The 18935-nt window shown below is 61.9% G+C and carries 15 protein-coding genes; 11 read left to right on the top strand and 4 right to left on the bottom strand.

Features of this window, described 5'->3' with window-relative positions:
• Positions 1 to 15 precede the first annotated feature (15 nt).
• Entirely contained in the window at positions 16 to 1884 is a 1869-nt protein-coding gene (locus IF199_RS27720) for a c-type cytochrome (protein WP_192559170.1), read from the top strand.
• A 25-nt stretch (positions 1885 to 1909) separates the two neighbouring features.
• Positions 1910 to 3154: a metallophosphoesterase family protein gene (locus IF199_RS27715; protein WP_192559169.1), complete on the top strand. Its 1245-nt coding sequence runs from the start codon at positions 1910 to 1912 to the stop codon at positions 3152 to 3154.
• A 49-nt stretch (positions 3155 to 3203) separates the two neighbouring features.
• On the opposite strand, the gene gbcA is transcribed toward IF199_RS27715, so the two are convergent.
• Positions 3204 to 4496, bottom strand: coding sequence for a glycine-betaine demethylase subunit GbcA (gbcA, locus tag IF199_RS27710; RefSeq protein WP_096817776.1), 1293 nt, complete (start codon positions 4494 to 4496; stop codon positions 3204 to 3206).
• A gap of 281 nt (positions 4497 to 4777) precedes the next feature.
• Here gbcA and gbcB point away from each other — a divergent pair, with 281 nt between their 5' ends.
• Positions 4778 to 5878, top strand: coding sequence for a glycine-betaine demethylase subunit GbcB (gene gbcB / locus IF199_RS27705; RefSeq protein WP_096817778.1), 1101 nt, complete (start codon positions 4778 to 4780; stop codon positions 5876 to 5878).
• Positions 5879 to 5931: 53 nt separating this feature from the next.
• Here the strand turns inward: gbcB and IF199_RS27700 are convergent, their stop codons facing one another.
• The 3 genes from IF199_RS27700 to IF199_RS27690 form a co-directional block, all read right to left on the bottom strand.
• Entirely contained in the window at positions 5932 to 6756 is an 825-nt protein-coding gene (locus IF199_RS27700) for an SDR family oxidoreductase (protein ID WP_192559168.1), read from the bottom strand.
• A 452-nt stretch (positions 6757 to 7208) separates the two neighbouring features.
• Positions 7209 to 7742 carry an REP-associated tyrosine transposase gene (locus IF199_RS27695; RefSeq protein ID WP_192559167.1) on the bottom strand — a complete coding sequence of 178 codons (534 nt, stop codon included), beginning with the start codon at positions 7740 to 7742 and terminating at the stop codon, positions 7209 to 7211.
• Positions 7743 to 8085: 343 nt separating this feature from the next.
• On the bottom strand, positions 8086 to 9126 hold the full coding sequence (locus IF199_RS27690) for a threonine aldolase family protein (RefSeq protein ID WP_192559166.1): 1041 nt from the start codon (positions 9124 to 9126) through the stop codon (positions 8086 to 8088).
• Positions 9127 to 9254: 128 nt separating this feature from the next.
• On the opposite strand from IF199_RS27690, the gene IF199_RS27685 reads away from it, so the two are divergent.
• The 8 genes from IF199_RS27685 (at position 9255) to fdhA (ending at position 18897) form a co-directional block, all read left to right on the top strand.
• Entirely contained in the window at positions 9255 to 9965 is a 711-nt protein-coding gene (locus IF199_RS27685; protein ID WP_192559165.1) for a TraX family protein, read from the top strand.
• 156 nt (positions 9966 to 10121) lie between these two features.
• Positions 10122 to 11375, top strand: a complete 1254-nt coding sequence (gene glyA / locus IF199_RS27680; RefSeq protein WP_096817789.1) for a serine hydroxymethyltransferase — start codon at positions 10122 to 10124, stop codon at positions 11373 to 11375.
• 20 nt (positions 11376 to 11395) lie between these two features.
• Positions 11396 to 12646, top strand: a complete 1251-nt coding sequence (locus tag IF199_RS27675; protein WP_003206307.1) for a sarcosine oxidase subunit beta — start codon at positions 11396 to 11398, stop codon at positions 12644 to 12646.
• Positions 12647 to 12659: 13 nt separating this feature from the next.
• Positions 12660 to 12989 (top strand): sarcosine oxidase subunit delta, encoded by a 330-nt coding sequence (locus IF199_RS27670; protein WP_007959805.1) that lies wholly within the window; start codon positions 12660 to 12662, stop codon positions 12987 to 12989.
• Positions 12986 to 16003, top strand: coding sequence for a sarcosine oxidase subunit alpha (locus IF199_RS27665; RefSeq protein WP_192559164.1), 3018 nt, complete (start codon positions 12986 to 12988; stop codon positions 16001 to 16003). The genes IF199_RS27670 and IF199_RS27665 overlap by 4 nt, the downstream gene beginning before the upstream one ends.
• 55 nt (positions 16004 to 16058) lie before the next feature.
• Positions 16059 to 16691, top strand: a complete 633-nt coding sequence (locus tag IF199_RS27660; protein WP_096817792.1) for a sarcosine oxidase subunit gamma — start codon at positions 16059 to 16061, stop codon at positions 16689 to 16691.
• 49 nt (positions 16692 to 16740) lie between these two features.
• Positions 16741 to 17598: a formyltetrahydrofolate deformylase gene (purU, locus tag IF199_RS27655; RefSeq protein ID WP_008086918.1), complete on the top strand. Its 858-nt coding sequence runs from the start codon at positions 16741 to 16743 to the stop codon at positions 17596 to 17598.
• Between the two features lie 99 nt (positions 17599 to 17697).
• The gene (gene fdhA / locus IF199_RS27650) at positions 17698 to 18897 is read left to right on the top strand and encodes a formaldehyde dehydrogenase, glutathione-independent (protein ID WP_096817794.1); all 1200 of its coding nucleotides are present in this window, start codon (positions 17698 to 17700) and stop codon (positions 18895 to 18897) included.
• The last annotated feature ends 38 nt before the right edge of the window (positions 18898 to 18935 follow it).

Here is an 18935-nt window from a genome sequence, read left to right as displayed (position 1 = left end):
ATCTGGGGAACTGATATGGACAGCTACATCCGCTGGTTTCAACGTTTCATCTGGCTCGGCATTGCGATGAACATGGTGTTCGCGATCCCGGCGCTGTTCGCGCCGGGGTTGCTGACATCGGTGGTCGGCCTGCCGCCGCAACTCTCCGACCCGTGGCTGGAAAACGCCGGGATGCTGCTGGTGGGCATCAGCGTGTTCTACATGCCGTCGGGCTTCAACGCGCCGCGCTATGTGGTGCATTCCTGGTTGTGTGTGCTGACGCGGCTGATCGCCGTGGCGTTCTGGATCTACCTGATCAACACCAGCAGCCAGGGCTCGGTGTTCGTGCCGATGCTGATGGGTGACCTGAGCTTTTTCCTGATCCTCGGCATCCTGCTGTACCTCGGCACCACCCCGGAAAACCGCCCCCTTGCCCTGCTCTGTGACGGCTGGCGCGAATGGCGGGCGGCGTGGGCGCGGCATTGGCAGAGCCACGCGTTCAAGGTCGGCACGCTGGTCGTGGTCGCGTTGCTGGGGTTCATCGGCTACGAGACCTGGTATCAGATGCTGCGCGTGGTGCCGGAGCAGGAATATGCCTCCGACGAAGATCACTACAAATACGCGGCCATTGGCCTGGGCATCGAAGCGCGGATCCCGTATTACCTGTTCTCCGTACTGCCGCAGATGTGCCCGGAAAAAATGCCGAAACCCGGCGGCTGGGAAGTTTTCGGTTTCTTGTTCGAAAACGGCAAGGACCTGCCGATCGGCATGGCCAAGCGGCAGATCGGCTACCCGACCGTCGAGCCGAACTGCGCGCTGTGCCACACCGGCTCCTACCGGGCGAATGCCAGTGACGTCGCGGTCAATGTGCCGAGCGCACCGGCCAACACCCTGCAACTGCAAGCCTTCCAGTGGTTCGCCTACGATTGCGCCAGCGACCCGAAATTCACCACCGACGCGGTGATGGCGGCGATCAACAGCAAGTTCCAGCTCGGCTTTTTCGAGCGCATCTACAACCGTTACCTGATCATCCCGATGGCCAAGACCGCGCTGCTCAAACAGAAGCAGGCCTATGCCTGGCAGAAGCTGCGTCCGCCACAGGGGCCGGGGCGTACCGACACCTTCAACCCGACGAAAATGGTGGTGTTCGGCTTCCCGGATGACTCGACCATCGGCACCGTGGACCTGCCGCAAGTGTGGAACCAGAAACCCCGGGAATCGATGTACCTGCACTGGGACGGCAATAACAACAAGATCCACGAGCGCAACTACGCCGCTGCGATGGCGGTGGGAGCGACGCCAGAGTCGGTGCTGCCACCGAGTTTCAATCGCGTGACCAACTGGCTGCTCGGGCACAAGGCGCCGGCGTGGCCGTGGGCACTGGATCAGGCCAAGGTCACCCAGGGCAAACCGATCTGGGAAACCAATTGCGCCGGTTGCCACGACTTCGGTCGCGTCGACACCGGGCAGGTCACCACCAACATCGACCAGCTCGGCACCGATCCACATCGACTGGACTCGTTCACTGTCGGGCTGGTGGCGGCGTTCCACACCTTCAAGAAACCGCCGTTCGATTTCGGCGCGTACCGCAAGACCCAGAGCTACAGCAACACGCCCACCGACGGCATCTGGCTGCGCGCGCCGTACCTGCACAACGGTTCGGTGCCGACCCTGTGGGATTTGCTGCAACCGCCGGAAAAACGTCCGCAGGTGTTCGTCACCGGCTCCGATGTCTACGACCCGGTCAACGTCGGCTTCGTGACCGGCGGCGCGCAGGCCAAAGCCTCGGCGGACTTCAAGTACGACACGCGCCTGGAGGGCAATCACAACACCGGTCACCTGTATGGCACGACGCTGTCGGACGACGACAAGCGCGCGCTGATCGAATTCATGAAAACCCTGTGAACCCCTACGGATAGAGGATTACGTCATGTCGGCAGTCGGTCATCTGAAGCATGAATACGACAAGGTCAAACTGCGTCTGCACGGCCTGTTTACCCGGGTGGAAATGGCCTGGATGAAGCTCATCAGCGAACTGGAACCCGAGGAGTTCCAGGCCATCATCAAATTGCTCCAGCGCGGTCACGATCAGGCGCAGTACGTGCTCAAGCACGGCGAGTTGCCGGACGACGTGCCGGCCGTGCCGTGGGAGTTGTCCCACGGTCTGTCGATCCTGCGCATCGGCAACGCGACGCCGTTGCCGCAATCACCCGATCAACTACAGACCACGGTGCTCAAGGACGGCACGCTGCTGGGGTGTCGCAAGTGGGAGCTGCTGGATCTGCTGTGGAGCGAGGCGCTGCTCAAATGGATCGAAAACCTGCGCCATCACGCGACCTTCGGCACCGATCCTGCGCTGGTGACAATGGAGCGCGAAGTGACGCTGGCGATTGCCGGCGACTGGGGCACCGGGCCGTTCAACAGTCATGCGCCAGCGGTGTCGGTGGCCAACCAGATGCAACTGGCCAACGCCGACTTCACCATTCATCTGGGGGATGTCTATTACGCCGGTACCCATTCCCAGGAAGACACCGACATGGCCGGCTGGCCGATGGGCACCCACGGTTCGTTCACCCTCAATTCCAACCACGAGATGTACAGCGGCGCCCACGGTTACTTCAAGGAACTGGCCACGCGTTTTCCGGGGCAGCAGGGCACCAGCTACTTTGCCCTGATCAACGACGACTGGCTGATTGTCGGGCTGGACACGGCGTACGCCTCGGATGTCATGAACCTGTACATGGACGGCACCCTGAACAAGCCGCAGATCGAGTGGATGAAAAGTCTGCCGAAACGCAAAAAGCTCATGGTGCTCAGTCACCATCAAGGCTTCGACATCACCGGGCACAACAAGACCGCGCTGTATCAACCGGTGTGCGATGCACTGGGGCGCGAGCCGGATTACTGGTATTGGGGGCACCTGCACAACGGTATCGTCTACGCGACCCAGGGCGGGTTGCATGCGCGCTGCGCCGGGCACGGGGCGATTCCCTACGGCACCACAAGTGAACTGAACGGGCATTCGGGGGTGCTGTTTTCGGAGACGCAGGATGCGAAGGATCCGGACTATCCGCTACGGGTGTTGAATGGCTACGCGAAGATCAGGCTGGTGGGGGAGGAGATTTTCGAGGAGTTTATTGGCGAGGATGGATCGGTGAGGTGGTCATCGAAGTGATCCGTTTGATCGTTCCCGCGCAGGACGCGGGAACGATCAATGACGCGAATCAACCCTGAACCGGAACACCTTTGAGATACGGCGCAGGCTCGGCCCCGAGGTTGCTCAACAACCGCTCGCTGTACCAGTCGACGAAGTTGACCACGCCAAATTCATAAGTCTTGGAGTACGGCCCAGGCTGGTAGGCGGTGGAGTTGATCCCGCGCTGGTTCTCTTCGGCCAGACGACGGTCCTGATCGTTGGTCGCGTCCCACACCTGGCGCATGCGTTCGACGTCGTAATCCACGCCTTCGACGGCATCCTTGTGCACCAGCCATTTGGTGGTGACCATGGTTTCCTGGGCGCTGATCGGCCACACGGTGAAGACGATGATGTGGTCGCCCATGCAGTGGTTCCACGAGTGCGGCAGGTGCAGGATGCGCATCGAGCCCAGGTCCGGGTTCTTGATCCGGCCCATCAGCTTGGCGCAGCCCTGTTTACCGTCCAGGGTCATCGACACGGTGCCTTTAAGCAGCGGCATGCGCACGATGCGGTTGCGCAGGCCGAAGCTGGCGTGGGCGTAAGGGATCTTCTCGGCTTCCCAGGCCGCAGCGGAGTCGGCGACGTGATCCTTGAACGCCTGGTCGGCGCGCGGGTCGGTGACGTCGTCCCACTCCAGCAGGGTTTTCAGCAGTTCCGGGTGCGACGCGTTGCAGTGGTAGCACTCGCGGTTGTTTTCCAGCACCAGTTTCCAGTTGGCCTTTTCCATCAAGGTGGTGGTAATCGCCACCTTGGTGTTCTCCATGTCGTACGGTTCCATGTAGTGGTTCAGCGTCGACAGGAAGTCATCGATGGCCGGCGGGTTCTCCGCCAGGCTGATGAAGATGTAGCCGCCGGCGGTCTTCACGTTCACCGGTTTGAGGCCGTACTGGTTCATGTCGAAGTCGGCGCCCATCTCGGTGCCGGCGAACAGCAGGCGGCCGTCCAGCTCATACGTCCACTGGTGGTAGTGGCAGACCAGTTTGGCGACCTTGCCCTTGTCGCTGGTGCACAGGCGTGAGCCACGGTGGCGGCAGACGTTGTGGAACGCGTGCACCACGCCTTCGGCGCCACGGATCACGATGATCGGGTTCTTGCCGATCTGCAGCGTCAGGTAGTTGCCCTTGGCCGGGATCTCGCAGGTCATGCCGGCGATCAACCACTCTTTCTGGAAGATCTCCTGCATGTCGATATCGAACAGGCGCTCGTCACTGTAGAACGGTTGCGGCAGCGAGAAGGTGCGCTCGCGCTCTTGCAGCATTTGTGCGGTGGCCTTGCGTGCGGGTTCCAGCGGGTCGCCCAGGCTGATTTTTGCGGTGTCCATCGATGTAATCCTCAAGGCCATCTGCGTGGCCGCGAAAGTGGCTGATCAGGGTTGCAGCGCAAGGTGTAAAGAAACTGTTTGTGTTGGGGCGAGTGTGGGGCCGCCGCAGGCGAGAACCTTATCCATGGGCGACATGGTGCAATCTGTTCCCGACGCGCAACCCCCGGTGGTTGGGGGCTGGTCGCGATAAGTATGTCAATGTCGCGGATAGGTAAACGGGGCGTTCGCGCTATACGCAGAATCGCCACATGAAGGCCGACAGTCGGCCGTGGAGAACAAGCATGTCCAACAGCTTCCTGAATCCGGTCACCACTCAGACCTGGGCCAATGGCCGACACATTGTCCGTTGCGTCAAAGTCATCCAGGAAACCTGGGATGTGCGCACCTTCTGCTTCATGGCCGACCAGCCGATCCTGTTCTTCTTCAAGCCCGGGCAATTCGTGACCCTGGAGCTGGAAATCGACGGCCAGCCGATCATGCGTTCCTACACCATCTCCAGCTCGCCGTCGGTGCCGTACAGCTTTTCGGTGACCATCAAGCGCGTACCGGGGGGCAAGGTGTCCAACTGGCTGCACGACACGCTGCATGAAGGCCAGGAGCTGGCGGTACACGGGCCGGTCGGGTTGTTCAACGCCATCGACTTTCCGAGCCCGAAAGTGCTGTACCTCAGCGGCGGTGTCGGCATCACGCCATGCATGTCCATGGCGCGCTGGTTCTACGACACCAACGGCAACGTCGACATGACGTTCATCCACAGCGCCCGCTCACCGAAAGACATCATTTACCACCGCGAGCTGGAACACATGGCGTCGCGGATCGACAACTTCAGCCTGCACCTGATCTGCGAGAAGCATGGCCTGGGCGAGCCGTGGGCCGGCTATCGCGGCTACCTCAACCACAAGATGCTGGAACTGATGGTGCCGGACTTCCTCGAGCGCGAAGTCTTCTGCTGCGGCCCGACGCCGTACATGACGGCGGTCAAGCGCCTGCTGGAAAACGCCGGCTACGACATGAAGCGCTATCACGAGGAATCCTTCGGCGCCACGCCACCGGAAGCCCGCGCCGATGCAGTGGAACAGGCCGAACAGGCAGCGGAAGCGCCGGAAGTGCCGGCGGCGGATCTGCATCTGGTGGAGTTCACCTCTTCGGACAAGAGCATTCGCGTGGCACCGGGTGAGACTGTGCATGCGGCGGCTGCCAAGGTTGGGCTGATGATCCCGAAAGCCTGCGGGATGGGGATCTGCGGGACGTGCAAGGTGCTCAAGCTGGGCGGCGAGGTGGAGATGGATCACAACGGCGGGATCACCGAGGACGACGAGGCGGAGGGGTACATTCTTTCTTGCTGCAGTGTGCCGAAGGGGGATGTGCGGATCGAGTACTGATGCCGGCATGAAACCTGTGGGAGCGAACAAGCTCGGTCCCACAGGTTTGTCGTTCAATCGACGAACAAATCCGTCATCAACTTCGCATCAGTCCCCGGCTCAAAGCGGTAATGATCAAACTCCGTCACGCCGCTCTCCCGCAAGATATCCTCATCAATCAACAACCGCCCGGTAATCCGCCGTCCGCTGCTACTCAGAATCACATGCGCCGCATCCGCCATGATCGCCGGCGTGCGCGCATGCTTGAACGACTCGCGGTTGCCCAACTGAAACTCGATCGCGGCCGTGGCGATCATGGTCTGCGGCCACAGCGAATTGACGCTGATGCCGTAGTTGGCAAATTCCTCGCTCATCCCGACAGTCAGCATGCTCATGCCGTACTTGGTCACGGTGTAGGGGCTGTATTGCGCGAACCACTTGCTGGCCAGATTCAGCGGTGGTGACAGGTTGAGAATGTGCCCGGAGGATTTCTTCAGATAGGGCAGGGCCGCCTGACCGCACAGCAACACCGCGCGGGTGTTGATCTGGTGCATCAGGTCGAAGCGCTTGAGTTCGATGTGTTGAACACCGGTCAACTTGATCGCCCCGGCGTTGTTCACCAGCGCATCGATCCCGCCGAAATGTTCATTGGCCTGGGCCAGCGCCTGACGCACTGCCTCTTCATCACGCACATCCAGTTGCAACGCCAAAGCCTTGCCCCCGGCCGCTTCGACTTCCGCTGCGACGCTGTGGATGGTACCGGGCAGCTTGGCATGCGGTTCGGCGCTCTTGGCGGCGATCACGATGTTGGCCCCGTCCCGCGCGGCCCGTAGCGCAATCTCGCGCCCGATGCCACGGCTGGCGCCGGTGATGAACAGGGTTTTGCCTTTTAGCGACATGCGGATGCTCCTGCTTATTGTTATGTGAGCGATGGCTCGACAGACAATGTAGACCAAGCAGGGAAGGTAACGGGCCTCAGATCGTTCCCACGCTCTGCGTGGGAATGCAGCCCTTGACGCTCCGCGTCATGACGGTGCCTGGCGTTGCATCGGTGGTGAGGCAGGAACGCGGAGCGTCCCGGGAAGCATTCCCACGCAGAGCGTGGGAACGATCAGGGTAGGGAGGCTGATGTGACTGAGCGTCAGGAGAGGTCTGTGGCGGCGGTAAGAAAAGCCAGTTGTCGCTTTGAGTGGTGATCGTTCCCACGCTCCGCGTGGGAATGCAGCCCTTGACGCTCCGCGTCATGACGGTGCCAGGCGTTGCACCGGCGGTGCGGCAGGAACGCGGAGCGTCCCAGGAGGCATTCCCACGCAGAGCGTGGGAACGATCTGCGTGTGGGATATCGGGAGCTTCAGTACCAGCGCTGAACCTCGATCAACCCGTCCAGTCCTGCATAATTTCGGGCACTCGAATATCGCCAGTGCTCCGGCAACTCGACATAACCACGCTTTACCGGGTTGTTGTGGATGTAATCGAGTTTCTGGCGCATGACTTCTTCGCTATAGACCATCTCTGCGTGAGCGCCTTCCTGCCACATCTGATACACCCGATCGTCCTTGTGTGCCCGCTTGCTGAAGCGAAGGCGCTTCAATGCTCTTTCGGCACCCTTGCTTTGCAGGTCATCAATGATCTGTCGGGCGGTGAAGGATTTGAACTGGCTCAGGCATTTGCTCAGGTCGGGCGCCTGGGCGACGAAGTGCAGGTGGTTTTCCAGGATCACATAGCCGTAGAGCTTCAGCTCCTGATGGGTTTGTTGATAGCGCCAACAGTTGAGCAGGTGGTCGACGAGGTAAGGGCGGACGAACAGTGGCAGCCACTCCACCAGCGTGCAGGTCAGGAAGTGAGGCTTGTCGGGTTCGGTGATGGTGTAGCGGCTTCGGCCCATGGGATTCATCCTTGAATCTTGCGGTGCTGCTTAGAGGAACGCGGAGCGTCCCCGGATGCATTCCCACGCGGACGGTTCGACGCCTCGACGTGGGAACGAGCAGAGTGAGGTGGCCGGAGTGATCGCGCTAGAGGCGAAGTCCGTGGCGGCGGTGGGAAAAGTCATCTGTAGCTTTTAGTCGTGATCGTTCCCACGCTCTGCGTGGGAATGCAGTCTTTGACGCTCCGCGTCATGACGGTGCTCGGCGTTGCATCGGCGGTGCGGCAGGAACGCGGAGCGTCCCTGGAGGCATTCCCACGCGGAGCGTGGGAACGATCAACGCTCCCTCGCCACGGGGAGGGGATCAGGCCGACATGACTTCGCGGATGTCGCGCGCCAGTTCACGCACGCGTTCTTCTTCGGTGTCCCACGAGCACATGAAGCGGGCGCCGCCCTTGCCGATGAAGGTGTAGAAGCGCCAGCCGCGAGCGGTCAGGGCGGCGATGGCCGGTTCCGAAAGTTGCAGGAACACGCCATTGGCCTGGACCGGGAACATCAGTTCCACGCCCGGGATGTCGCTGACCAGTTCGACCAGCAGTTGCGCGCAGTGGTTGGCGTGGCGGGCGTATTTGAGCCAGGCGTCGTTTTCCAGGATGCCGACCCACGGGGCCGACAGGAAGCGCATTTTCGAGGCCAGTTGCCCGGCCTGTTTGCAGCGGTAGTCGAAGTCTTCGGCCAGTTTGTGGTTGAAGAACAGGATCGCTTCACCCACCGCCATGCCGTTTTTCGTTCCGCCGAAGCACAGCACGTCGACACCGGCCTTCCAGGTCAGGTCCGCTGGCGAGCAGCCGAGGAACGCGCAGGCGTTGGAGAAACGCGCGCCGTCCATGTGCAGGTTCAGGCCCAGTTCCTTGCAGGTGTCGCTGATGGCGCGGACTTCTTCCGGGGTATAGACGCTGCCGACTTCGGTGGCCTGGGTCAGGGTCACCACGCGTGGTTTCGGGTAGTGGATGTCCTGGCGCTTGAGGGCGACTTCGCGGATCGAGGCCGGGGTGATCTTGCCGTTTTCGGTGCCGGCGATCAGCAGTTTCGAGCCGTTGGAGAAGAACTCCGGGGCGCCGCATTCGTCGGTTTCGACGTGGGCGGTTTCCGAGCAGATCACGCTGTGATAACTCTGGCACAGCGACGACAGGGCCAGCGAGTTGGCGGCGGTGCCGTTGAAGGCGAAGAACACTTCGCAGTCGGTCTCGAACAGCTTGCGGAAATCATCCGAGGCGCGTGCTGTCCACTCATCGTCGCCATAGGCGCGCTGGTGGCCGTGGTTGGCCTGTTCCATGGCAGCCCAGGCTTCAGGGCAGATACCGGAGTAGTTGTCGCTGGCGAATTGTTGGCTCTTGTCGGTCATGGCCGGCTTCCGTGATCGAGGCGCTTGTGGCGCTTCGTGGGGTCAATGATGGTGCGCACTGTACCGAAGATCATCCGGGGAGCACACGGGATGTCGCTATCAGAACTTTACAAGGATGCGAGCCGATTATGCACCTGAGCCAGCGCGACGGCGCACTCGATCTGCTCAAGTGGCTGGCGCTGCTGAGCATGCTGCTCGATCACCTGCGATATGTCGGGATCAGCGCCGATTGGCTGTATGTGCCGGGGCGGTTGGCGTTCCCGTGGTTCTGCCTGGCGATGGCGGCGAACCTGGCGCGTGACGGGGCGCGCAAGACCGAATGGCGCTATCTGGGCTGGTTGCTGCTGTTCAGTCTGCTCAGCGAGATTCCCTACCGTTTGTACATTCCCGATCCCGACACCTTGAACGTGATGCCCACGCTGGCGCTGGGCTTGCTGGTGGCGCGGGGCTGGCAGGATCGAGCGCTGATTTCGCGACTGCTGGGCATCAGCGCCTTGCTGGTGGCAGCGTTGTTCCCGGAGCGACTGATGTTCGGTCTGTTCGGCATCCTGCTGCCGCTGGCGATGTTGCTGGCGTTTCGCAAACCCTGGTATTTCAGCCTGCTGCCGGGGTTGGTGTGTCTGGCGGCGAATCAGTGGCAGGTGCTCTACGAGTCCGCCCAGTTCGGCAACCGCGTGGCGATCTTCGGCATTGCGACATGCCTGATTGCGCCACTGCTCGGAATGTTCCTGTTGCGACATGTCACTTTCCTCCGCGCGCCACCCATGCGCCGCTGGGCGTATGCGCTCTATCCCGCGCATTTCATGGTTCTTCTGGGCTTGCGCCAGCTGCTTGTTTGAGTCCGTCGCCCCCGCCATGTCGTAAACGCACCTTTGCGTGGCGTCCGTAGGCATTTGACCTCCCTGCGCCGGCCATACCATCGCATCAAAGGGCACTGCCGAAACGCCGTGCCTTACCGAGACGAATGGCGCACAGATGCCGCTGGGAGAGACGCGATGTTCAGCAAGCAAGACCAGATCCAGGGTTACGACGATGCACTGCTGGCGGCGATGAATGCCGAGGAGCAACGTCAGGAAGATCACATCGAGCTGATCGCGTCGGAGAACTACACCAGCAAACGCGTCATGGAAGCGCAAGGCAGCGGCCTGACCAACAAGTACGCCGAAGGCTATCCGGGCAAGCGCTACTACGGTGGCTGCGAGCACGTCGACAAGGTCGAAGCGCTGGCTATCGAACGCGCCAAGCAACTGTTCGGTGCCGATTACGCCAACGTCCAGCCGCACTCCGGTTCCTCGGCCAACAGCGCTGTCTATCTGGCGCTGATCCAGGCTGGCGACACCATCCTCGGCATGAGCCTGGCCCATGGCGGTCACCTGACCCACGGCGCCAAGGTGTCGTCCTCGGGCAAGCTCTACAACGCCGTGCAGTACGGCATCGACACCAAGACCGGCCTGATCGATTACGACGAAGTCGAGCGTCTGGCCGTCGAGCACAAACCGAAAATGATCGTCGCCGGTTTCTCGGCCTACTCGAAAACCCTCGACTTCCCGCGCTTTCGTCAGATCGCCGACAAGGTCGGTGCGCTGCTGTTCGTCGACATGGCCCACGTGGCTGGTCTGGTGGCTGCCGGTCTGTACCCGAACCCGCTGCCGTACGCCGACGTGGTCACCACCACCACTCACAAGACCCTGCGTGGTCCGCGTGGCGGCCTGATCCTGGCCAAGGCCAACGAAGAGATCGAGAAGAAACTCAACGCTGCGGTATTCCCCGGCGCCCAGGGCGGCCCGCTGATGCACGTCATCGCCGGTAAAGCCGTGTGCTTCAAGGAAGCGCTGGAGCCAGGCTTCAAGGCCTATCAGCAACAAGTGATCGACAACGCCCAGGCGATGGCGAGCGTATTTATCAAACGTGGCTACGATGTAGTGTCCGGCGGCACCGACAACCACCTGTTCCTGGTCAGCCTGATCCGTCAGGGCCTCACCGGTAAAGACGCGGACGCCGCCCTCGGTCGCGCTCACATCACCGTCAACAAGAACGCCGTACCGAACGACCCGCAGTCGCCGTTCGTCACCTCCGGCCTGCGCATCGGCACCCCGGCGGTAACCACGCGCGGCTTCAAGGTGACCCAGTGCGTGACGCTGGCCGGCTGGATCTGCGACATCCTCGACAACCTCGGCGACGCCGATGTCGAGGCCAATGTCGCCCAGCAGGTTTCGGCCCTGTGCGCTGACTTCCCGGTTTATCGCTGAGCGTTCTGGAGTACATGACTATGCAACGCTATTCGGGCTTCGGCCTCTTCAAACACTCCCTCAGCCACCACGAAAACTGGCAGCGCATGTGGCGCACGCCGACCCCGAAGAAGGTCTACGACGTAGTCATCGTCGGCGGCGGCGGGCACGGTCTGGCGACTGCCTACTATCTGGCCAAAGAGCACGGCATCACCAACGTGGCCGTGGTCGAGAAGGGCTGGCTGGGCGGCGGTAACACCGCGCGCAACACCACCATCGTTCGTTCCAACTACCTGTGGGACGAGTCGGCGCACCTGTACGAACACGCGATGAAACTGTGGGAAGGCCTGTCTCAGGACCTGAACTACAACGTGATGTTCTCCCAGCGCGGCGTCTACAACCTGTGCCACACCCTGCAGGACATTCGCGATTCCGAGCGTCGGGTCAGCGCCAACCGCCTCAACGGCGTCGACGGCGAACTGCTCAACGCCAAGCAAGTCGCGGACGAAATCCCGTACCTCGACTGCTCGAAAAACACCCGCTACCCGGTGATGGGCGCAACCGTCCAGCGTCGCGGCGGCGTGGCCCGTCACGATGCCGTGGCGTGGGGCTTTGCCCGTGCCGCCGACGCCTTGGGCGTGGACTTGATCCAGCAGACCGAAGTGATCGGCTTCCGCAAGGAGAATGGCGTGTGCATCGGCGTTGAAACCAACAAGGGTTTCATCGGCGCCAAGCGCGTCGGCGTGGTCACCGCCGGTAACTCCGGGCACATGGCCAAGCTCGCCGGTTTCCGTCTGCCGATCGAATCCCACCCGTTGCAGGCGCTGGTGTCCGAGCCGATCAAGCCGATCATCGACAGCGTGATCATGTCCAACGCCGTGCACGGTTACATCAGCCAGTCCGACAAGGGCGACCTGGTGATCGGTGCCGGTATCGACGGCTACAACGGCTACGGCCAGCGCGGTTCGTACCCGGTGATCGAGCACACCATCCAGGCCATCGTCGAGATGTTCCCGGTGCTGTCGCGGGTGCGCATGAACCGTCAGTGGGGCGGCATCGTCGACACCACGCCGGACGCCTGCCCGATCATTTCGAAAACCCCGGTGCCGAACATGTTCTTCAACTGCGGTTGGGGCACCGGCGGCTTCAAGGCCACACCTGGCTCGGGCAACGTGTTTGCCGCGAGTCTGGCCAAGGGTGAAATGCACCCGCTGGCCGCACCTTTCTCCATCGACCGTTTCCACAACGGTGCGTTGATCGACGAACACGGCGCTGCGGCTGTCGCCCACTAACAGGAGAAATCCCATGTTGCATATCTTCTGTCCTCACTGCGGCGAACTGCGCTCCGAAGAGGAATTCCACGCATCCGGCCAGGCGCACATCCCGCGTCCGCTGGACCCTGCAAGCTGCACCGACGAGGAGTGGGGCGACTACATGTTCTTCCGCGACAACCCTCGTGGCCTGCACCACGAGTTGTGGGATCACGTCGCCGGTTGCCGCCAGTACTTCAACGTCACCCGCGACACCGTGACCTACGAGATTCTCGAAACCTACAAGATCGGCACCAAGCCGCAATTCACCGACAAGGCTGACACTGCGAAAACAGCCACGACGGCGCTGGGAGAGAAGGTATGAGCCAGACCAATCGCCTGTCCAACGGTGGACGGATCGACCGCAACAAAGTGCTGAGCTTCACCTTCAACGGCCAGGTCTACAAAGGTTTCGAAGGCGATTCGCTGGCCGCTGCACTGCTGGCCAACGGTGTCGACATCATTGGCCGCAGCTTCAAGTATTCGCGTCCGCGCGGCATCTTCGCCGCCGGTGCCGAAGAGCCGAACGCGGTGCTGCAGATCGGTGCTACCGAAGCCACCCAGATCCCCAACGTGCGCGCCACGCAACAGGCGTTGTACCAAGGCCTGGTTGCCACCAGCACCAACGGCTGGCCGAGCGTCAACAACGACATGATGGGGATTCTCGGCAAGGTCGGCGGCAAGCTGATGCCACCGGGTTTCTACTACAAAACCTTCATGTACCCGCAATCGTTCTGGATGACTTACGAGAAGTACATTCGTAAGGCTGCCGGTCTTGGCCGTTCGCCGACCGAAGTCGATCCGGACACCTACGACTACATGAACCAGCACTGCGACGTGCTGATCGTCGGTGCCGGCCCTGCCGGTCTGGCGGCTGCCCTGGCGGCTGCGCGCAGCGGTGCGCGGGTGATCATCGCCGACGAGCAGGAAGAGTTCGGCGGCAGCCTGCTCGACTCCCGCGAAAGCCTCGATGGCAAGCCTGCGGTGGAGTGGGTCGCCAGTGTCGTTGCCGAATTGAAGAACACCCCGGACGTGCTGCTGTTGCCGCGCGCCACGGTCAACGGTTACCACGACCACAACTTCCTGACCATTCACGAACGCCTCACCGATCACCTCGGCGACCGCGCGCCAATCGGCCAGGTGCGTCAGCGCATTCACCGCGTCCGCGCCAAGCGCGTGGTGCTGGCGACCGGTGCCCACGAGCGTCCGCTGGTCTACGGCAACAACGACGTGCCGGGCAACATGCTCGCCGGTGCTGTGTCGACTTACGTGCGTCGCTACGGTGTGGCACCGGGCAAGAAGCTGGTGCTGTCGACCAACAACGATCACGCCTATCGCGTGGCGCTGGATTGGCTCGATGCCAGCCTGCAAGTCGTGGCCATCGCCGACGCCCGCAGCAATCCGCGCGGTGCGCTGGTGGAAGAGGCGCGCGCCAAAGGTATCCGCATCCTCACCGGCAGCGCTGTGATCGAGGCCCGTGGCAGCAAGCACGTCACCGCTGCCCGCGTGGCGGCGATCGATGTCAAAGGTCACAAGGTCACCAGCCCGGGCGAATGGCTCGACTGCGACCTGATCGCCAGCTCCGGCGGTTACAGCCCGGTGGTTCACCTGGCGTCGCACCTCGGCGGCAAGCCGATCTGGCGCGAAGACATCCTCGGTTTCGTACCGGGCGAAGCGCCGCAGAAACGCGTGTGCGTCGGTGGCATCAACGGCGTCTACGGTCTCGGCGATTCTCTGGCCGACGGTTTTGAAGGCGGCGTGCGCGCTGCGTCCGAAGCCGGGTTCCAGACCGTCGAAGGCGTGTTGCCGAAAGCCTTGAGCCGTCATGAAGAGCCGACGCTGGCGCTGTTCCAGGTGCCGCATGAAAAGAACACCTCACGGGCACCGAAGCAATTCGTCGACCTGCAGAACGACGTGACCGCCGCCGCCATCGAACTGGCGACCCGCGAAGGTTTCGAGTCGGTCGAGCACGTCAAGCGCTACACCGCGCTGGGCTTCGGCACCGATCAGGGCAAGCTCGGCAACGTCAACGGTCTGGCGATTGCCGCCCGTTCGCTGAACGTGACCATCCCGCAGATGGGCACCACGATGTTCCGTCCGAACTACACGCCGGTGACTTTCGGCGCGGTAGCGGGCCGTCACTGTGGGCACATTTTCGAACCTGTGCGTTACACCGCACTGCATCAATGGCACCTGAAAAACGGCGCCGAGTTCGAAGACGTCGGCCAGTGGAAACGTCCGTGGTACTTCCCGAAAAACGGCGAAGACATGCATGCCGCCGTCAAGCGCGAATGCAAGGCTGTGCGCGACAGCGTTGGTCTGCTGGACGCTTCGACCCTGGGCAAGATCGACATCCAGGGCCCGGACGCCCGTGAGTTCCTCAACCGCGTTTACACCAACGCCTGGACCAAACTCGACGTGGGCAAGGCCCGTTACGGCCTGATGTGCAAAGAAGACGGCATGGTCTTCGATGACGGTGTGACGGCGTGTCTGGCCGACAACCATTTCGTCATGACCACCACCACCGGCGGCGCGGCTCGTGTACTGCAGTGGCTGGAGCTGTACCACCAGACCGAATGGCCAGAGATGAAGGTCTACTTCACCTCCGTCACCGACCACTGGGCGACCATGACCCTGTCCGGCCCGAACAGCCGCAAGCTGCTCAGCGCCGTGACCGACATCGACCTTGCCAACGAAGCGTTCCCGTTCATGACCTGGAAAGAAGGTCTGGTCGGTGGTGTGCCGGCGCGGGTATTCCGCATCTCGTTCACCGGCGAGCTGTCGTACGAAGTCAACGTCCAGGCCGACTACGCGATGGGTGTTTTGGAGAAGATTGTTGAGGCGGGGAAGGCGTTCAACCTGACGCCATATGGTACTGAAACCATGCACGTGCTGCGGGCCGAGAAGGGCTTCATCATCGTCGGCCAGGACACCGACGGCTCGATGACCCCGGACGACCTGAACATGGGCTGGTGTGTCGGTCGCACCAAACCGTTCTCGTGGATCGGCCAGCGCGGCATGAACCGAGAAGACTGCGTCCGTGACCAGCGTAAACAGCTGGTGGGCCTGAAACCGATCGATCCGAACGTATGGCTGCCGGAAGGTGCGCAACTGGTGTTCAACACCAAGCAGTCGATCCCGATGACCATGGTCGGCCACGTGACCTCCAGCTACGCGCACAACTCCCTCGGTTATTCGTTTGCCATGGGCGTGGTGAAGGGCGGTCTGAAGCGTCTGGGCGAGCGGGTGTTCGCACCACTGGCGGATGGCAGCGTGATCGAGGCGGAAATCGTTTCTTCGGTGTTCTTCGATCCGAAAGGCGATCGCCAGAACATCTAATTGATCGCTCCCGCGCCTGGCGCGGGAGCGGCACAGAATTCAGGAAGGGTGCTTTATGACCGCAGCCAACGTTTACCAACAACGCCCGACCACCGGGGCCAAGGCCGAGTCGTCGCTGCATCACGCCGACCTCGCCAGCCTGGTGGGCAAGGGCCGCAAAAGCGCCGGCGTGACCGTGCGCGAGAAGAAACTCCTTGGCCATCTGACCATTCGTGGCGACGGCCACGATGCCGCGTTCGCTGCCGGCGTGCACAAGGCCCTGGGCATTGAGTTGCCGGGCGCCCTGAGCGTGATCGTCAAAGGCGAAACCAGCCTGCAATGGATGGGCCCGGACGAGTGGCTGTTGATCGTGCCGAGCGGAGAAGAGTTCGCCGCCGAGCAGAAACTGCGCGAAGCGCTGGGCGATCTGCACATCGCAATCGTCAACGTCAGCGGCGGCCAGCAAGTGCTCGAACTGAGCGGCCCGAACGTGCGTCAGGTGCTGATGAAGTCCACCAGCTACGACGTGCACCCGAACAACTTCCCGGTCGGCAAGGCCGTGGGCACGGTGTTCGCCAAGTCGCAGCTGATGATCCGTCATACCGCCGAAGACACCTGGGAACTGCTGATTCGTCGCAGCTTCTCGGATTACTGGTGGTTGTGGTTGCAGGATGCTTCCGCCGAATACGGCCTTAGCGTTCAGGCGTAATGATCGTTCCCACGCTGTGCGTGGGAGCGAGTAGAGGAGAAAAACGACAATGAGCCGCGCCCCGGATACATGGATTCTGACCGCCGACTGCCCCAGCGTTCTCGGCACCGTGGACGCGGTGACGCGTTTTCTGTTCGAGCAGGGCTGCTACGTCACTGAGCACCACTCGTTCGACGACCGGCTCTCGGGTCGCTTCTTCATTCGTGTGGAATTCCGTCAGCCCGACGGTTTTGACGAGCAATCCTTCCGCGCCGGCCTCGCCGAACGCGGTCAGGCGTTCGGCATGATCTTCGAACTGACCGCGCCGAACTACCGGCCGAAAGTGGTGATCATGGTCTCCAAGGCCGATCACTGCCTTAATGACTTGCTCTACCGCCAACGCATAGGCCAGTTGTCGATGGACGTGGCGGCAGTGGTGTCCAACCACCCGGACCTCAAGCCGCTGGCCGACTGGCACCAGATTCCCTACTACCACTTCCCCCTCGACCCCAACGACAAGCCGTCGCAGGAGCGTCAGGTGTGGCAGGTGATCGAAGAGTCCGGCGCCGAACTGGTGATCCTCGCCCGCTACATGCAGGTGCTGTCGCCGGAGCTGTGCCGCAAGCTCGATGGCAAGGCGATCAACATTCATCACTCGCTGCTGCCGGGCTTCAAGGGCGCCAAGCCGTATCACCAGGCCTATAACAAGGGTGTGAAACTGGTGGGTGCGACGGCGCACTACATCAACAACGACCTGGACGAGGGGCCGATCATCGCCCAGGGCGTCGAGGCGGTGGATCACAGTCATTACCCCGAAGACCTGATTGCCAAGGGCCGTGACATCGAAGGCCTGACCCTGGCCCGGGCCGTGGGGTATCACATCGAGCGACGGGTGTTCCTGAACGCCAACCGCACCGTCGTTCTTTGAGTCACAGACAACGCAAGACCAACAAGCAATAACCCGAGCACTTAACGCGCTGCCTGCCTGGGCGGCGCGGTTCCATAAAAACAACAGCGAGGTGAAAGCATGTCTGGCAATCGTGGTGTGGTGTATCTCGGCGCTGGCAAGGTCGAAGTACAGAAAATCGACTATCCGAAAATGCAGGATCCGCGCGGCAGGAAGATCGAGCACGGTGTCATCCTGCGTGTGGTTTCAACCAACATTTGCGGCTCCGACCAGCACATGGTGCGCGGCCGCACCACGGCGCAGACCGGTCTGGTACTGGGCCATGAAATCACCGGTGAAGTGATCGAGAAGGGTTCCGACGTCGAGAACCTGAAGATCGGCGACTTGGTGTCCGTTCCGTTCAACGTGGCTTGCGGGCGCTGCCGTTCCTGCAAGGAGCAACACACCGGCGTCTGCCTGACCGTCAACCCGGCCCGTGCCGGCGGTGCCTACGGTTACGTCGACATGGGCGACTGGACCGGCGGCCAGGCCGAGTACGTGCTGGTGCCGTACGCCGACTTCAACCTGCTGAAACTGCCGGACCGCGACAAGGCCATGGAGAAAATCCGTGACCTGACCTGCCTCTCCGACATCCTGCCGACTGGTTACCACGGCGCCGTTACTGCTGGCGTTGGCCCGGGCAGCACCGTTTACATCGCGGGCGCCGGCCCGGTCGGTCTGGCCGCTGCCGCTTCGGCCCGTCTGCTGGGCGCGGCGGTGGTCATCATCGGCGACGTCAACACCATCCGCCTGGCCCACGCCAAGGCTCAGGGTTTCGAAATCGTCGACCTGTCGAAAGACACCCCGCTGCACGAACAGATCGCCGCACTGCTGGGCGAACCGGAAGTGGATTGCGCGGTGGACTGCGTGGGCTTCGAAGCCCGTGGTCATGGCCATGACGGCGTCAAATCCGAAGCTCCGGCCACCGTGCTCAACTCGCTGATGGGCGTGGTGCGCGTAGCTGGCAAGATCGGTATTCCGGGCCTGTACGTGACCGAAGATCCGGGTGCTGTGGATGCTGCCGCAAAAATGGGCAGCCTGAGCATCCGCTTCGGCCTCGGCTGGGCCAAATCCCACAGCTTCCACACCGGCCAGACCCCGGTGATGAAGTACAACCGCCAACTGATGCAGGCGATCATGTGGGACCGCATCAACATTGCCGAAGTGGTGGGCGTGCAGGTCATCAGCCTCGACCAGGCGCCGGAAGGCTACGGCGAGTTCGATGCGGGCGTGCCGAAGAAGTTTGTGATTGATCCGCACAAGTTGTTCAGTGCGGCGTAAGCGTCAGAGCACAAAAAAACGGCGACCTGAGGTCGCCG

This window comes from Pseudomonas allokribbensis (assembly GCF_014863605.1).
Classification (GTDB): Bacteria; Pseudomonadota; Gammaproteobacteria; order Pseudomonadales; family Pseudomonadaceae; genus Aquipseudomonas; species Aquipseudomonas allokribbensis.
The sequence above is the reverse complement of the archived record's forward strand: the minus strand, read 5'-3'. Positions and strand labels throughout refer to the sequence as shown.

Coding starts and splice junctions, on each gene's coding strand:
- IF199_RS27720 (WP_192559170.1), top strand. CDS start 16: ATGGACAGCTACATCCGCTGGTTTCAACGTTTCATCTGGCTCGGCATT.
- IF199_RS27715 (WP_192559169.1), top strand. CDS start 1,910: ATGTCGGCAGTCGGTCATCTGAAGCATGAATACGACAAGGTCAAACTG.
- gbcA (WP_096817776.1), bottom strand. CDS start 4,496: ATGGACACCGCAAAAATCAGCCTGGGCGACCCGCTGGAACCCGCACGC.
- gbcB (WP_096817778.1), top strand. CDS start 4,778: ATGTCCAACAGCTTCCTGAATCCGGTCACCACTCAGACCTGGGCCAAT.
- IF199_RS27700 (WP_192559168.1), bottom strand. CDS start 6,756: ATGTCGCTAAAAGGCAAAACCCTGTTCATCACCGGCGCCAGCCGTGGC.
- IF199_RS27695 (WP_192559167.1), bottom strand. CDS start 7,742: ATGGGCCGAAGCCGCTACACCATCACCGAACCCGACAAGCCTCACTTC.
- IF199_RS27690 (WP_192559166.1), bottom strand. CDS start 9,126: ATGACCGACAAGAGCCAACAATTCGCCAGCGACAACTACTCCGGTATC.
- IF199_RS27685 (WP_192559165.1), top strand. CDS start 9,255: ATGCACCTGAGCCAGCGCGACGGCGCACTCGATCTGCTCAAGTGGCTG.
- glyA (WP_096817789.1), top strand. CDS start 10,122: ATGTTCAGCAAGCAAGACCAGATCCAGGGTTACGACGATGCACTGCTG.
- IF199_RS27675 (WP_003206307.1), top strand. CDS start 11,396: ATGCAACGCTATTCGGGCTTCGGCCTCTTCAAACACTCCCTCAGCCAC.
- IF199_RS27670 (WP_007959805.1), top strand. CDS start 12,660: ATGTTGCATATCTTCTGTCCTCACTGCGGCGAACTGCGCTCCGAAGAG.
- IF199_RS27665 (WP_192559164.1), top strand. CDS start 12,986: ATGAGCCAGACCAATCGCCTGTCCAACGGTGGACGGATCGACCGCAAC.
- IF199_RS27660 (WP_096817792.1), top strand. CDS start 16,059: ATGACCGCAGCCAACGTTTACCAACAACGCCCGACCACCGGGGCCAAG.
- purU (WP_008086918.1), top strand. CDS start 16,741: ATGAGCCGCGCCCCGGATACATGGATTCTGACCGCCGACTGCCCCAGC.
- fdhA (WP_096817794.1), top strand. CDS start 17,698: ATGTCTGGCAATCGTGGTGTGGTGTATCTCGGCGCTGGCAAGGTCGAA.